Annotated in this window: 11 protein-coding genes; 5 read left to right on the top strand and 6 right to left on the bottom strand. The window is 54.3% G+C overall.

The window, feature by feature from the left end:
• Positions 1–90 precede the first annotated feature (90 nt).
• The 4 genes from nudC to MIB40_RS18405 form a co-directional block, all read right to left on the bottom strand.
• Positions 91–1,032 carry an NAD(+) diphosphatase gene (nudC, locus tag MIB40_RS18420; protein ID WP_249696969.1) on the bottom strand — a complete coding sequence of 314 codons (942 nt, stop codon included), beginning with the start codon at positions 1,030–1,032 and terminating at the stop codon, positions 91–93.
• A 34-nt stretch (positions 1,033–1,066) separates the two neighbouring features.
• The gene (locus tag MIB40_RS18415) at positions 1,067–1,501 is read right to left on the bottom strand and encodes a VOC family protein (protein WP_249696968.1); all 435 of its coding nucleotides are present in this window, start codon (positions 1,499–1,501) and stop codon (positions 1,067–1,069) included.
• A 312-nt stretch (positions 1,502–1,813) separates the two neighbouring features.
• Entirely contained in the window at positions 1,814–2,278 is a 465-nt protein-coding gene (locus MIB40_RS18410; protein ID WP_249696967.1) for a DUF411 domain-containing protein, read from the bottom strand.
• A 72-nt stretch (positions 2,279–2,350) separates the two neighbouring features.
• A complete protein-coding gene (locus MIB40_RS18405; protein WP_249696966.1) occupies positions 2,351–2,707 on the bottom strand; it encodes a hypothetical protein in 357 nt (118 codons plus the stop codon).
• Between the two features lie 104 nt (positions 2,708–2,811).
• Here MIB40_RS18405 and MIB40_RS18400 point away from each other — a divergent pair, with 104 nt between their 5' ends.
• On the top strand, positions 2,812–3,966 hold the full coding sequence (locus MIB40_RS18400; RefSeq protein ID WP_249696965.1) for a DUF3549 family protein: 1,155 nt from the start codon (positions 2,812–2,814) through the stop codon (positions 3,964–3,966).
• A gap of 7 nt (positions 3,967–3,973) precedes the next feature.
• Here MIB40_RS18400 and dinB read toward each other — a convergent pair whose 3' ends face one another.
• Positions 3,974–5,068 (bottom strand): DNA polymerase IV, encoded by a 1,095-nt coding sequence (gene dinB, locus MIB40_RS18395; RefSeq protein WP_249696964.1) that lies wholly within the window; start codon positions 5,066–5,068, stop codon positions 3,974–3,976.
• Between the two features lie 190 nt (positions 5,069–5,258).
• Here dinB and MIB40_RS18390 point away from each other — a divergent pair, with 190 nt between their 5' ends.
• On the top strand, positions 5,259–5,927 hold the full coding sequence (locus MIB40_RS18390) for a response regulator transcription factor (RefSeq protein WP_249696970.1): 669 nt from the start codon (positions 5,259–5,261) through the stop codon (positions 5,925–5,927).
• A gap of 40 nt (positions 5,928–5,967) precedes the next feature.
• On the opposite strand, the gene MIB40_RS18385 is transcribed toward MIB40_RS18390, so the two are convergent.
• Entirely contained in the window at positions 5,968–9,468 is a 3,501-nt protein-coding gene (locus MIB40_RS18385; protein WP_249696963.1) for a PAS domain-containing hybrid sensor histidine kinase/response regulator, read from the bottom strand.
• A gap of 266 nt (positions 9,469–9,734) precedes the next feature.
• Between MIB40_RS18385 and MIB40_RS18380 the strand changes: the two genes are divergently transcribed.
• The 3 genes from MIB40_RS18380 to acs all read left to right on the top strand — a co-directional run bounded on the left by MIB40_RS18380 (position 9,735) and on the right by acs (position 14,464).
• Positions 9,735–11,546, top strand: coding sequence for a putative nucleotidyltransferase substrate binding domain-containing protein (locus tag MIB40_RS18380; RefSeq protein ID WP_249696962.1), 1,812 nt, complete (start codon positions 9,735–9,737; stop codon positions 11,544–11,546).
• A complete protein-coding gene (locus MIB40_RS18375; RefSeq protein WP_249696961.1) occupies positions 11,543–12,178 on the top strand; it encodes a 3'-5' exonuclease in 636 nt (211 codons plus the stop codon). Before MIB40_RS18380 ends, MIB40_RS18375 begins: the two co-directional genes overlap by 4 nt.
• Positions 12,179–12,508: 330 nt before the next feature.
• Complete coding sequence (gene acs / locus MIB40_RS18370) at positions 12,509–14,464, top strand: acetate--CoA ligase (protein WP_406566476.1); 1,956 nt, start codon at positions 12,509–12,511, stop codon at positions 14,462–14,464.
• Positions 14,465–14,753: the final 289 nt, after the last annotated feature.

Raw genomic sequence — 14,753 nt, 5'->3', positions numbered from 1 at the left:
TGTTCAGGTCTCGACATGAACGGCGAGCTTCGCCTTGATAAAAACCATTTTAGGATCCGCAGAGATCTATCCGAATTAATCAGAGGTGCCCTAGGGCTGCTCGGCCACCCAGGCATCGACCAGAGCACGGGAGATTGAATCCCGGCGGGACAGCTTTAATCCATCCCCTTCGCTGTTCCATTCACCGGCCATGCGCAGCTCATCGGCACTGAACCAGCGGGCATCCTCCAACTCATCGTCGTCGAGACGAATCTCCTGAGTCAGAGCCCGGGCCCGAAAACCGAGCATCAGCGAAGATGGGAATGGCCAAGGCTGGGACGCTTGATACTGTACGTCGCTCACCTCAATACTGGCCTCTTCACTGACTTCACGAGCCACCGCCGCTTCCAGCGATTCTCCCGGTTCAACAAAGCCCGCCAGGGTGGAATACACTCCGGCGGGCCACCCATTCTGGCGGCCCAACAAACAGCGTGCAGGCTCTGAGTCACTGGCTGGAAGCTCCACCAGCATAATGACGGCCGGATCGGTACGCGGATAGGTTTCTCGGCCACAACTGGCATCACTGCAGCGGCGCACATGCCCAGCTCGCTGGCTTTGAGTCGGCGAACCACAGCGGCCACAGAAACGGTGCTGGCGATGCCAGTAGAGAATGCCCCGAGCATAAGCCAGCTGAGCCGCCTGTTCGCGTTCCAGCAACGGACCGACCAAGCGCAAATCCAGCAAGCGCCCGCCCTGTACCCGTTGCAGCAATTCGGATTCGTCCAGCGCCGACAGATCCACCGTAAACAGCGCTTGACCCTCGACCTCTCCCAAAAAGGTTAACTCATTACCGAGCTGCATCAGCTCGACCGCCATATTCCCTTGCAATATACGCGGCACCGGTTGGGATGATTCGTCGAACAGATGCCGATTGCGCCATAGCACCACTAAACGCGCGTGGGGGTGCTGTTGAGTCAACCAGTCATCGTCGTTGCGGCGATGATCGGCCCGATCCAGCACCGCACCGATGTATTGCAAAGAGTGATAGGGCATCAATGCCTCCCTGACAGATCCATCCAGAAAACCTTTAACTGGCGAACAGCTGGTTCTCAATATCGGCGAATGCCTTGAATTCCAGTGCATTGCCGCTGGGATCCATAAAAAACATTGTCGCCTGTTCCCCAGGCTGCCCGGCAAAACGAATATAGGGTTCGATAACAAACTCGACGTTGGCATCCCGCAGCCGCTGGGCCAGTGCTTGCCACTGTGGCATTTCCAGCACCACGCCACAATGGGGTACGGGAACACCATGACCGTCCACATCATTATGACAAAGTGTCACCTTGCCATTAGCGCCCAGGGCTTCATTCAGGTGCACCACAAACTGGTGACCATACATGCTGTAATCAATCCAATGGCTGTCACTGCGACCTTCAGGAAAACCCAACAGGTCACCATAAAATGCCCGGGCTTCGTTCAGGTCACGAACCGGCACGGCTATATGAAAAGGCGTTAATGACATATATGACTCCACAGTCGGTGAGTCAAACAGGGTATATCGAGCGTCAGCCGAGGTCGAGCACTAAGAACTCGACTTAAGGCATCTCTGATTAATTCAGATGAACTCTGGATTCGCCTGAAAGCCCCGTAGGGCGGTCCTTAAATGGTTTCTCTCGGTGTTGAAGCCCTTGTTCAGGTCTCGACATGAACAAGGGCTTCGCCTTGATAAAAACCATTTTAGGATCCGCAGAGATCTATTCGAATTAATCAGAGGTGCCTTAAACGCCCCACTCATCTGGCAGGGCGCTTTAAGCCAGAATGGCTTAGCTAGCGGCTAGGGATAAGAGTGGAACACTTTCGTATTTCCCTTATCGTCAAAGCTCACCACATCGTATGCATCGACTCGATCCCCCATCTCCATACCCGGTGAACCAACAGGCATGCCCGGCACCGAAATACCCTTGATATCAGGACGCTCGGTTAGCATCCGCTTGATATCATTGGCCGGCACATGACCTTCGACCACGTAGCCATCAACAAAGGCCGTATGACAAGATGCAATAGCAGGCGTCAGTCCAGCTTGCCTCTTGATGGGGTTCATATTATCCCGATTATGGGCTTCTACCTTGAAGCCACTCTCCTCGAGATGCTTGATCCAACTGCCGCAACAACCGCAGCTAGGAGATTTATACACCGATACCAGAGGTAGTGAATCCTCGGCCATAACCGGTGTAGCCATCAGTGAAAACAGTAACGCAGCGACCGCACTCAAGGCCGCCAAAAAGGTTCTTGTAAGCATTCTATTTCTCCAGACAATCATTACTCAGAGCCAGCTTCGGCCCCCTTCAGACACAGCAACAGATCGTGGAGATTATTGGGGAGGGTGATCGATGGGGTAACAGGGGTCAGCCTCCAGGCCACATCGCAGAACGGCCAGCGGAGGGGGTGGCGCCGAGGCATCGAGGGCAGTTTTTGCTACCAGCAATGCCGCACCAGACAACTGGCAGCAGCTATGGGCCATCTGTTGCAGATCGCATTCGGCGCAATCCACAGGCATCATCTGCATCGGGCAGGTTTCGGCCATAGCAGACGATTCAACAGCCATTTTTGCCGAGCTGCAATGGGCTTCCATCGCCGTCAAATCCACCATCGAGAGCGTAGAGTTGGCACCGACTATGGGGGCCAACAACAGGCTCAGGATCAGCAGCAATGTTTTCGGGAGGTTCATAGCCGGCACTTTACCATTGCCCTGCTCGAGCTACCAGATCAAGGTAGCGCAGATCACCAAAACCGACTTGAGCCCACCGTGTCCACTGCCTACAATGGGCGCCTTTGTCTGACCCCCCAATCAATGGCATAAGCCATGCCACCAAAAATGCCAGCAGCGACGAAGTAGGTAATAGCATGAGCAATATCGGTACATTGACCGAATTTCTGGAACAGAGCGACATTCGCTTGCAGGTGTTTGATATGGGCAGGCGCCTTCGCAAATTGCCTCGCCAGCAATTACTCGGCTTCGAGCTGGGCCAGACGCCCTACCCTTACCCTTATCTGCAACAAGCCTGGCTGGGGTTTGTGCTCAGCGATACCCGTCAAGGGGCCTTGCCCGTGATCTGGTTCCTGAAGTTTCCCCTCGACCGCGAAGGCAAACTGGTCGCGTCCAGCCGTGATGACTTTCTGTTGCGCATTATCAAAACCGTGGGGGAAAAGCTGGAACTGGGCAGCGTCGACCCGACCGAGGACGCCTTGAAAGAAACCCCTTATGCCTTCAAACCCGAAGAGGAGCGCATGGCCTGCTTTCACGCCCGCGCCTCGCGCATTCTGGCATTGCCCCCCTCCACCTTTTATCAACCCGCTCACGACTATTTTGCCGGACAAGCATTTGATCACTGGCAAGGATTGGGGTTACAGGGCATTGCCGATATTTGCGCCCGACTTGAACAGGACGATAATGCCCGTCACCTGCGAGTCGCTGTAGCAACAGTGCCAGCCGTTCCCCTCGAATTACTCTGCTGCTGCCTGGAGAATGAGGCCATCGATCACAAGCTGACCACCGCACTGGTCGACCGCGCTCAGCAATTGTTGACCAAAGGCGCTCCGAACGCGCTGATCGCCGCCCTGTTACGTGGCATTTCCCACAGCAAGGCACCGGCCATACGCCAACAATTAATCGATCAGCTACTCGACAGTGCAATCTCCAATGACGGGGATATTCTGGCGGCGATTGCCAGCCGTTGCTGGGAAGACCTGGAAGATCCACTGCGTCTTCAGTCCTTTCTGGAACAACTGGCCACCAACCACAATGGTCCCGATTTCTTTAACCGGGTACTGGTCGACCTGCTGATGCTACCGAATATGGCGCCCCGGATTATGGCCCAGTTTCGTAACCCGGAACGCTCCGAAGCCCTGGGTAAAGCGATTGGTGACTTTATTCAACTGGGTGCTCAGTCGGCAGAAACACCGACCAGCCAGAATAGCATTCACTAGCAGGCGGTCAGCACTGGAACAGATCCAGCTGCTCCAGCGCTTCAGCTTCCTGTAAGTCTCGCAAGCGCACACCGACGCCCAGCAAGCGGACCGGTTTCGCCCCTCGCTGCCAGGCCTGGCTCATCAAGGGGCGGTACTGGCTTTCCTCCAGATGCTGATCAGCCTCGCCACTGATTAACGCCTCCAGGGTTGTCTGGGTAAAATCGGCAAATTTTACTTTCACGAAACGCTTGCTCAGCGAATACCCCTCCGGCAGTTTCCCTTGCAGTCGGCGTTCCAGCTCAGTCAGTAAGCCCGGCAATTGCTCGAGCACGGTTTCCAGGGTGGGTAGGTCCTGATCAAAGGTATGCTCCACACTTAGTGACTTTCGACGTCGGCTGCTTTGCACAGTGCGGTTATCGATTCCCTGGGCCAATTGATGCAGACGATCGCCAAAGCTGCCGAAGTAATTGATCAGGTCGAGTTGGCTGAAAACTCTCAGTTCGCCGCAGGTTTCAATGCCAAGGCGTTTTAACTTTTTTTCCGTCACACGCCCTACTCCATGCAGCCGTTTAACCGGCAGCTGCTGCACAAAACTGTCAACCTGCTCCGGCAAAATCACAAACAAACCGTCGGGTTTATTCCAGTCGCTGGCAACTTTGGCCAAAAACTTATTCGGGGCCACTCCAGCCGAAACAGTAATATTGACCCGTTCGCGCACCCGTTGGCGTATCTCCTCGGCAATGCGTGTCGCGCTGCCCTGATGGTGCGAAGACGCACTCACATCCAGATAAGCCTCATCCAGGGACAGGGGTTCAATCAGCTCGGTATAGTCGGCAAAAATCTTATGAATTTGCCGGGATGCTTCGCGGTAAGCGTCCATACGTGGCCGAATAAACCGCAACGATGGGCAGAGTTTACGAGCGGTCGCCGCCGCCATCGCCGAATGTATGCCGAATTTGCGGGCCGGGTAATTGCAGGTTGCCACAACACCCCGGCGATCGGGGCTGCCGCCGACGGCGATAGGAAGACCCTGCAGGGAAGGATCATCGCGCATCTCGATCGCGGCGTAAAAGCAATCGCAATCGATATGGATTATTTTTCGCTGGGGGCTGGCAGGCATGAGCAATGCTATTGGTAGAAAACCTGGAACCGTCTATTTTCCAGCCAAGCACTGTATAAATCAACAGCTAACGCTATTTAAGCGGCTGACAGAAACGGCAGGGCTTCCAATAAAACCCTGATAAGTTTAGGGTATTTGACTCGCCATCGGCCTGCTGGCACTATCGATCTGTTATAACAGGGACTTAGTCATTATGAGTAGCTATAAGATTATTGTTGCCGACGACCACCCGCTGTTTCGCACAGCTCTGCAGCAAGCCGTCAATCAGGCCGTCGAAGAGGTCAACCTGCTCGAAGCTGAGTCCATTGAATCCCTGCAGCAGGTTCTGGAAACCCATGGTGATGCCGATCTGGTGCTGCTCGACCTGCACATGCCCGGTGCCCACGGATACTCCGGTTTGATCTACCTGCGAGGGCAATACCCGCAAATCCCGGTGGTGATGGTATCGGCGACCGAGGATGTATCGGTCATCAATCAGGCGATTGAGTATGGTGCATCGGGATTTATTCCCAAATCTTCCTCCCAGCAAACCATCGCAACCGCCCTGCAAGCTGTGCTGGATGGCGATGTCTGGCAACCCGAAAGTTCGATTGGTGCTGCCGCCAACAATGAAGCCAGCCTGGATCTTGCCGAGCGTATTGCCTCTTTGACGCCGCAACAGTTCAAGGTATTGGGTATGCTGACCGAGGGTATGCTGAACAAACAGATCGCTTACGACCTCAATGTTTCGGAAGCCACCATCAAAGCCCACGCGACCGCCATCTTCAAAAAACTGAACGTTCGCAATCGAACCCAGGCGGTTATTGCCGTGCAGCAACTGGAAATCGAGCCACCCCAGCTGGACAACAGCAACGGCTAGGACCTTCCCTCGCTCTAACCCTTTATATCCCCTTCCTGCCTCAGCGCCGGCTAAGGCTGCTGATCAGCGCCCTCAGTGCTGCCGGCTTGACCGGCTTGGCCAGATAGGCGACGCCCTCTTCCCGCGCCTGATCCTGCAATGTCTGACGACCATCGGCAGTAATCAACACCGCCGGTAAGGGTACACCCATCTGTTGGCGTAACCCCAGTATCGCTTCCAGCCCGGTTTTGCCATCGTCCAGGTGATAGTCGGCCAGCAGAATATCAAGCTCGATACCACTATCGAGCAGGGCCAATCCGCCCGCCAGATCGCGACTGACGAACACCTCGCATTGCCAACGTTCCAGCAGCGCTTTCATGCCTGCCAAAATGGTTTCTTCGTTATCGATACAAAGCACTCGCCGACCGCGCAAAGCATTACCCGGAGAAACTTTCTGCAGGTTGCGCTGTTGAACCTGGGTCGCATCCCCAAGTGGCACCTCGACCGAGAACACCGAACCAGCCCCTTCCCAGGAACGTACCGCCAGTGGATGGTCGAGCATTTTGCTGATGCGCTCGGCAATCGCCAGCCCCAGACCTACGCCCTTTACTTCCTGAGTCGCATGACTGTCCAGGCGGCGGAACTCCTCAAATATTTCCTGCAGTCGACTCTGCGGAATGCCCGGGCCGTTATCCCATATTTCAATTCGCAGCTTGTCGCCCTGTCGCCGACACCCCAGCACCACCCGACCACGCTTGGCATAACGAAACGCATTAGTGAGGAAGTTCTGCACAATGCGGCGCAACAGTTTATTGTCGCTGCGAATCACCTGGGAAGAGTTAACGGTGTCGAACTCCATCTGCGAACTTTCCGCCATGGCGGAGAATTCGGCACACAGTGGAGATAAGAGTTCGCTGACCGGGAAATCGCTGAATTGAGGCTCCACGCCCCCGGCATCCAGCTTGGAAATATCGAGCAAATCGGTCAACAACTCCTCCGCCGCGCGCAGCGAGCTGTCGATGTTCTGTGCCAACTCCTTACCTTCACCCGGTTGTTCCTGTTGCACCAGGGACGCGGTAAACAGACGGGCGGCGTTCAAGGGTTGCATCAGGTCATGGCTGGCTGCCGCCAGAAAGCGAGTCTTACTCTGGTTGGCATCAGCCGCATCGGCCATGGCGCCCACCAGTTGCCGGTTCACCTGAGACAGTTCACCGGTCCGACGGGCCACCCGCTGCTCCAGCTCCTCGTTGATCTGCTTCAGTTCCCGGGTCACCTTTCGGTATGGGGTAATATCCGTAAAGCTGGTCACGAAGCCACCACCAGGCATGGGGTTGCCCTGCATCTCGACCACCTGTCCCGAGGGCATAACACGCTCGAAACTGTGGGCCGTTCCCTGCTTCATATAATCAACCCGCTTGGCCACATGCTCCTCAATATCACCCTCACCGCAGAGTCCACGGGAAGCGTTATAACGAATAATATCGGCAATGGGGCGACCGACCCGAACCAGCCCATCAGGATAATTGAAAAACTCCAGATAACGGCGATTCCAGGCCACCAGATGCAGATCCCGATCCACCACACTGATGCCCTGGCTGATGTTCTCGATAGCTCCCTGCAAGAGTTCCCGACTGAACTGCAAAGCCTCGGAAGCTTCATCGACGATCGACACCACATCATCGAGCTGCATACGTCGACCGCTGACCGCCGAGCGCAAGACCACTCGCGCCGACGATGCACCGATCACACCGGCTAACAGACGTTCTGTGTGCTCCAGCAACTCTCGCGAAGCATACCGATTGGGGGCCAGATTTTGCTGGAAACGAAAGGCAAAATGCTCAAAGCTGTTAGTGACCCGGCGTTCCCCGACGAAGCGGGAAGCCAGCGCGCTGAGGTCGGCCAGCGTAACCTTGATATTGGACAGTTCATCACCGCCATCCACCGGCGCACCGACAAAAACCGCCGCTTGCATCTTCTCCGACAGGCGCGGCTCGGTCAGCCAGGACACCACCAGAAAACACACCAGATTGGCCACCAGACTAATGACAATACCGTTAGTGGTGCCATCCAGCACGGATATGCGAAAAATGGCATCGGGGCTGAGCCCGGCGATACCCCAGGGCCCCTCGTCGAGAAAACTTTGCGGCACTGCACCGGCTCGCACCAGGGTGGGAATGACCATGGTATAAAACCAGAGCCCGACCCCGGCGATTAATCCTGCCACAACGCCTTTTATATTGGCCTGTTTCCATAAAACACCACCAATCATGGCGGGGGCAAACTGGGCCACGGCAGCAAAGGATAGCAACCCGGTCGATGCCAACGAATCGACACTGCCGAGCACGCGATAATAGAAATAGGCCATCAGCACAATCACCATAATGGTGGTGCGCCGAACATAGAGCAGCAAGCCGCTGAATTCGTCGAAGCTGGTTTTATTAAACAGGTTACGACGCATGAACAGGGGCAGCACAATATCGTTACTGACCATGGTACTGAGGGCAACCGTGGCCACAATAACCATACTGATCGCGGCCGAGGCGCCCCCAATAAAGGCCAGCAGGGCCACCTCTTTCTGCCCCATCGCCAGGGGCAGGTTCATAACAAAGGTATCGGCCACCACATCGCTGCCGCTGAATACCAGCTGCCCGGCGAGTGCGATGGGTACGACAAAAATAACGGCACCAATCAGGTACAGCGGAAACAACCAACGAGCTTTTTCCAGGTCTGAAGGTTCCAGGTTTTCCACCACCGTGACATGGAACTGGCGCGGCAAGCAGAGAATCATCAGCGCCGCCAGTACCGTCTGCGCCAGCATGATCCAGACATTGGTACCCTGCTCGATCAGCTCATTGGTATGCTCAACCGCTCGGGCTTTTTGCCAGATATCCGCGTAACCATTATTGACCACATAGGTGATATAAACCCCCACCACAAGAATGGCCACGAGCTTGATAATCGACTCGAAGGAGATCGCCAGCATCATGCCCCGGTGATGCTCGGTGGCATCAAGATGCCGGGTGCCAAACAAAATAGTGAACGCCCCCAGAATCAGGGTAACCAGCAGCGCAGTGTCCTGACCAAAATCGAGCGAAAAGCCGGACACCAGCTGATCTTCGCTGCCGGCGCTGAGCAGGTTATAGCCCATCATGATGGCCTTCAGCTGCAGGGCGATGTAGGGCAAGACACCGAACACTGCGATAACGGTGATAAACACCGCCAGCATCTGTGACTTGCCATAACGGGCCGCAATAAAGTCGGCAATGGAGGTGATATTCTCTTGCTTACTGATCTGGATAATCCGAGCGATCAACTTCCAGCCAAACAGAAACATCAAAATGGGGCCCAGGTAGATCGGCAAAAACGCCCATAAACTGTTGGCGGCCTGACCCACCGCACCAAAAAATGTCCAGGAGGTGCAATACACGGTAAGCGACAGACTGTAGACCAGCCACCGCAGGCGGCTGTCGTCTCCCAGCTTTTTGTCGCCATAATAGGCAACGACGAAAAGCACCGAAATATAGACCACGGAGATTACCGCGATCAGCCAACCCTGCAACATGCGTCCTTCCTGCTTTTTATAGGATCCCGTGGGTCCCATGGTTCAGGGATTTATCGGTGCCGTCAAGCCCAGGCACGGATCGGTCATCGGTGTTTGATTGAGCCGCCTATGGCGACCAATCCCGGGGTATAATTACTACTAAGGTCTGCTGGAGTTTGCCCTACCCCTGACATAGATTCTTAGGGCTAAGGCACTCCTGATTTATAACAACGAAAAACAGCAGCGATCCAGTCCTGCGGTGACGCCCGGTTCTGTAGGTGACAGCTATGCCCGACAGCTTCAATTTTAACAATCCACCTTTTGATACGCTCAACGAACAAGAGCGCAAAATGGTCGTGAACAGCCTCGATCTGAGCTACCACGCCAGTGGCGATATTATCGTTCAGGCTCAGCAGGCGACCCATGGGCTCAATATTATCCACAAGGGGGTGGTGGAAGAACGCAACGCTGAAGATCACGAAGAGATCTACGCCCATTACACCCACGATGATATGTTCGATGTGCGCTCGCTGTTTTCCGGCAACAGCAAACACGAATATGTCTGCCTCGAAGAAGCCATCTGCTATCAACTGCCACGTATTACATTCGAGCAACTGAGCGAGCAGAACACGGGCTTTCGCCGTTACTTCCAAACCGATCTGGTTGATAAGCAGCAATTAATGCGAGACAGCGAAGGCCAACAAAACCTGTCCGAGTTTATTCTCAACAAGATCGAATCCAGCAATATACTGCCCCTGCAGATTGTTGAGGCCGAGGCAACGATTGCCGAGATCACCCTGCAGATGAAACAGAGCCATACCGATTGCGCCCTGATTAAAAGTGAGCGAGGTTATGGCATGCTAACCGGCACCGACCTGCTACACGCTTCGGTTCTCGAACAATTACCGCTGGATACGGCGGTGTCAGAGTTAGCTCATTATGAGTTGATATCGGTGCAAACCGGAGACTTCCTGTTTGATGCCATGCTCCTGATGACCCGTCACCAGATAGAGCGGGTGGTGGTGTTCGATAGCAATACCCCCGACAAGGTCTTGGGCGTATTGACCCTGACTCATATTCTCAGTCTGCTATCGACACATTCTCATATTCTTGCACTGCGTATTGCCCGGGCCGATGACGAACGCGACCTGAAACGTGCCGTCGATAGCCTGGATGAACTGATAGAGCGTCTGTTAACGAACGGCATCAAGAGCCGTTTTATCAGCAAACTTCTCTCCACCTTACATGAACAGGTGGTGAGTAAAGTATTTCAACGCCACGTAGCCGAGGATATTCAACAACATTGCTGCCTGGTGTTTATGGGCAGCGCCGGACGAAACGAGCAAATTCTCAAAGGCCCGCTCGATTACGGCTTGATCATCGAGGACAATTTCGAATGGGTTCAATGTCCAGAGATCATGCAAGGAATACATGCCGAGCTGCTCTCCCTGGGCTACGCTCCGAGCAAGGGTGAGGTGTGCGTTGACAACCCCATGTGGGCCAGACCCCTGCAACAGTGGCTGGAACAGAGCAACCAATGGATTCTGGATCCTTCCAGCGAGCACCTGCAGAAAATTGCCACCATGATCGATGTGCATGGCGTGGCCGGAAAGCTGGGTTTATTCCACGATTTCCAACAACGTCAGTTGCGCCAACTGTCATCGGACCACCTGTTTATTCGAAACTTCACCCGCCCTGCACTGCAGTTCCATACGCCGCTCACTTTTTTTGGTCAACTGAAATTGTCCTGGCACAGCCTGGATCTCAACCGGGGTGGTGTTTTCCCCATCGTCCAGGGCATTCGTGCCCTGGCCATGGAACAACGCCTGCCCTTAAGCAACACCTTTGAACGGCTCGACGAGCTGGCCCATAACGGTGTTATTCCCAAACCCCTGGCCGGAAATATCGCCGAAGCACTGCAGCTGTTCCTGCAACTGCAATTGGAGCAGCAACGTAATGGTGATCAGCAACCCGACAAACAATTACTGGATTTAGGCACTCACTCCAGAAGCCAACGGGACTTGTTGCGCCACGCTTTACACGTCGTAAAGAAATTCAAACAATATCTGGAAGTCCATTTTCATCTGGAGAATCCGTGAGCATTTCCGGCGCATTCAACAATTACGTACGTCGCCCGATTGACCGCTACCGTTTTCGTCACAGTGAGTACCGCTTTCTATTCGATCGTTTCGAAGGCGACGAATACATCTCCCTCGATATGGAAACCACCAGCCTGGATCCAAAAAGCGCAGACATCTTATCCATTGGTGCCGTACCAGTCCGAGGTAATGAAATCCTCACCAGCCGGCGTTTCGATGTAAAGCTCAATGCTCCAGACAGCATGAACCCGGAAGCGATACTTATTCACAAACTAAGAGAGGTCGACCTTCAGGGGCAAATGGAAACCGAACAAGCCCTGACCGAGTTGCTGCATTACATCGGGAACAGACCTATTCTTGGTTATTTTATCCGCTTCGATATTGGTGTGCTCAACCGCCACTACAAGGAGCTGTTTGGCTTCAGCTTGCCCAACCAAAGTATCGAACTCAGTCAGTACTATCTGCAAAAAGTGAAACGCCAACATCCAGATATGGAAGTGGATGGCCGTTTTGCTACCATCGCGGAAAAACTACAACTGCCCATGCTGGAACGCCACACCGCTTATGGCGACGCTCTGACCACCGCGCTCATGTACGTTCGGCTTAAATATGGACCGGCACCCAGCGTTTAGCGCTCTCTTATTTGGATAAGCTGGCCGCGCCATTTCTGAATCATCACTAAAAAATCCGTCACATTTCCAGCCGTTTTTTATGCTCGATTAAGCAAATATACCAATGTCTAATGGTTGCCCTATGGGGTGCTGACCAAAATAGAAAAAGGTTCTTCGGCGCCGGTTACACTTGAATTTTTAGTAATTATCCATGGGTCGTCGATCATTTTTTATACCCGATTCGAGCAATGTAGCCGATCAAAAAGACTGCGTTGACCCGCCGTACCCCGCCCTTCCTGGCACAGTTCATCACCGCCAAGGCAAGCAAGCAGATAAGGAGCTACGCACGCCATCATGAATCACCACGCTCTCTATCCAGTTAAATCCGAAATCGCAGACCAGGCCTGGGCCGATGAAACGCTCTACCGCACCCTGTATCAGCAGTCGATCGTTAATCCGCAAGGCTTTTGGCGTGAACAGGCTCAACGCATCGACTGGATCAAACCCTTCACCCGGGTAAAGGACGTCTCTTTCGATTATCACCACGTCGACATCCAGTGGTTTCAGGATGGTACCTTAAACGTAGCGAGCAATTGTCTCGACCGACACCTGGAACTGCGCGGCGATCAAACCGCCATTATCTGGCAAGGCGATGACCCGAATGAGCATAAAACGGTCAGCTACCGCGAACTCCACGAGCAGGTGTGCCGATTTGCCAATGGTTTAAAAAGCCAGGGCGTACGCAAAGGCGATGTTGTCACTATTTATATGCCCATGATAGTTGAAGCCGCTATCGCCATGCTGGCCTGTGCTCGTATCGGCGCTATCCATTCGGTGGTGTTCGCGGGATTTTCTCCCGACGCTATCGCCGGTCGCCTGATCGATTGCCGCTCCAAACTGGTGATCACCGCCGACGAAAGCGTTCGCGGTGGCCGCAGGGTTCCCCTGAAGCACAATATCGACCAGGCGTTGACCCACCCGAGCATCACCAGTGTTGAAAAAGTGATCGTATACCGACGTACGGGCACAGCTATCGAGTGGCAAGCGCAGCGCGATGTCTGGTGGCATGAGTTGTCTAACCTGGCATCACCCCATTGCCCCGCCGAAGAGATGGGTGCTGAGGATCCACTGTTCATCCTCTACACCTCGGGATCAACCGGCACACCCAAGGGCGTGGTGCATACCAGTGGAGGCTATCTGGTGTACGCCTCGATGACCCACCAGTATGTGTTTGATTACAAAGAGGGCGATATCTACTGGTGTACGGCCGATGTTGGCTGGATAACCGGCCACAGCTATCTGGTCTACGGCCCCCTGGCCAATGGCGCCACCACATTGATAAGCGAAGCACTTCCCAACTGGCCAGATGCCAGCCGCATGAGTCACACCATTGATCAACACGGGGTCAATATTCTGTATACCGCACCCACCGCTATACGAGCGTTGATGGCCGATGGCAATCAAGCCATCGCAGGCTCCAGTCGATCCAGCCTGAAACTGCTCGGTTCGGTCGGCGAGCCGATTAACCCCGAAGCCTGGCAGTGGTATTACAAAACCATCGGCGACGAGCGCTGCCCCATTGTCGATACCTGGTGGCAAACAGAAACCGGTGGCATCATGATCAGCCCCCTGCCTGGAGCCACCGCACTCAAACCCGGCTCGGCCACCCGCCCCTTCTTTGGTGTGCTACCGGCCCTGGTCGATAATATGGGCAATATCATCGAAGGCGCCGGCGAAGGTAATCTGGTGATGCTCGACAGCTGGCCAGGACAGGCTCGCACCGTTTATGGCGATCACGAGCGCTTCGAGCAAACCTACTTCACCAAATTTAAGGGCATGTATGCCACTGGCGACGGAGCTCGCCGGGACGAAGATGGCGATTACTGGATTACAGGACGGGTTGATGATGTGCTCAACGTTTCAGGCCACCGTATGGGCACTGCCGAAATTGAAAGCGCTATGGTCGCTCATCAGGATGTGGCCGAGGCGGCTGTGGTCGGCTATCCCCATGCGATCAAAGGCCAGGGGATCTATGTGTATGTCACCCTGAAAACCGGAATCGAGCACAGCGACCAACTCAAACAGGAACTCTGCCAATGGGTACGCGGCGAGATAGGGCCGATCGCTACCCCCGATATCATCCAATGGGCACCGGGATTACCCAAGACCCGATCCGGTAAAATCATGCGTCGAATACTGCGCAAGATAGCCGCCGATGAGTACGAACACCTGGGAGATACCTCCACCCTGGCCGACCCCTCGGTGGTTAATAACCTGATTGCTGAACGCATTAATGAGCATGCCTGATGCTGGGCATAGGGTGTTTTGCCAAGGGACCTCTGATTCTTTATTCTATAAAAACTGATTTTGGTGCTTATGGCACCTCTGATTAATTCAGATGAACTCTGGCTTTCAGGCGAATCCAGAATCGCGGCACGTCTTTACAGTAAGGTCCAGACCTTTCAAAAAGGCGTAACAAAGAGTCTGGGTTCGCCTGAAATCCCCGTAGGGCGGTCCTAAAATGGTTTCTCTCGGTGTTGAAGCTCTTGTTCAGGTCTCGACATGAACGGCGAGCTTCGCCTTGATAAAAACCATT

Origin of the sequence: Aestuariirhabdus haliotis, assembly GCF_023509475.1 — a bacterium.
In the GTDB taxonomy this organism is placed as follows: domain Bacteria; phylum Pseudomonadota; class Gammaproteobacteria; order Pseudomonadales; family Aestuariirhabdaceae; genus Aestuariirhabdus; species Aestuariirhabdus haliotis.
Note: the sequence above shows the minus strand (reverse complement) of the source record. Positions and strands in the feature narration are given on the sequence as shown.

Excerpts from the sequence above, each read along its gene's own strand:
- MIB40_RS18385 (WP_249696963.1), bottom strand. The coding sequence starts at position 9,468 with ATGTTGCAGGGTTGGCTGATCGCGGTAATCTCCGTGGTCTATATTTCG.
- MIB40_RS18410 (WP_249696967.1), bottom strand. The coding sequence starts at position 2,278 with ATGCTTACAAGAACCTTTTTGGCGGCCTTGAGTGCGGTCGCTGCGTTA.
- MIB40_RS18380 (WP_249696962.1), top strand. The coding sequence starts at position 9,735 with ATGCCCGACAGCTTCAATTTTAACAATCCACCTTTTGATACGCTCAAC.
- dinB (WP_249696964.1), bottom strand. The coding sequence starts at position 5,068 with ATGCCTGCCAGCCCCCAGCGAAAAATAATCCATATCGATTGCGATTGC.
- nudC (WP_249696969.1), bottom strand. The coding sequence starts at position 1,032 with ATGCCCTATCACTCTTTGCAATACATCGGTGCGGTGCTGGATCGGGCC.
- MIB40_RS18415 (WP_249696968.1), bottom strand. The coding sequence starts at position 1,501 with ATGTCATTAACGCCTTTTCATATAGCCGTGCCGGTTCGTGACCTGAAC.
- MIB40_RS18405 (WP_249696966.1), bottom strand. The coding sequence starts at position 2,707 with ATGAACCTCCCGAAAACATTGCTGCTGATCCTGAGCCTGTTGTTGGCC.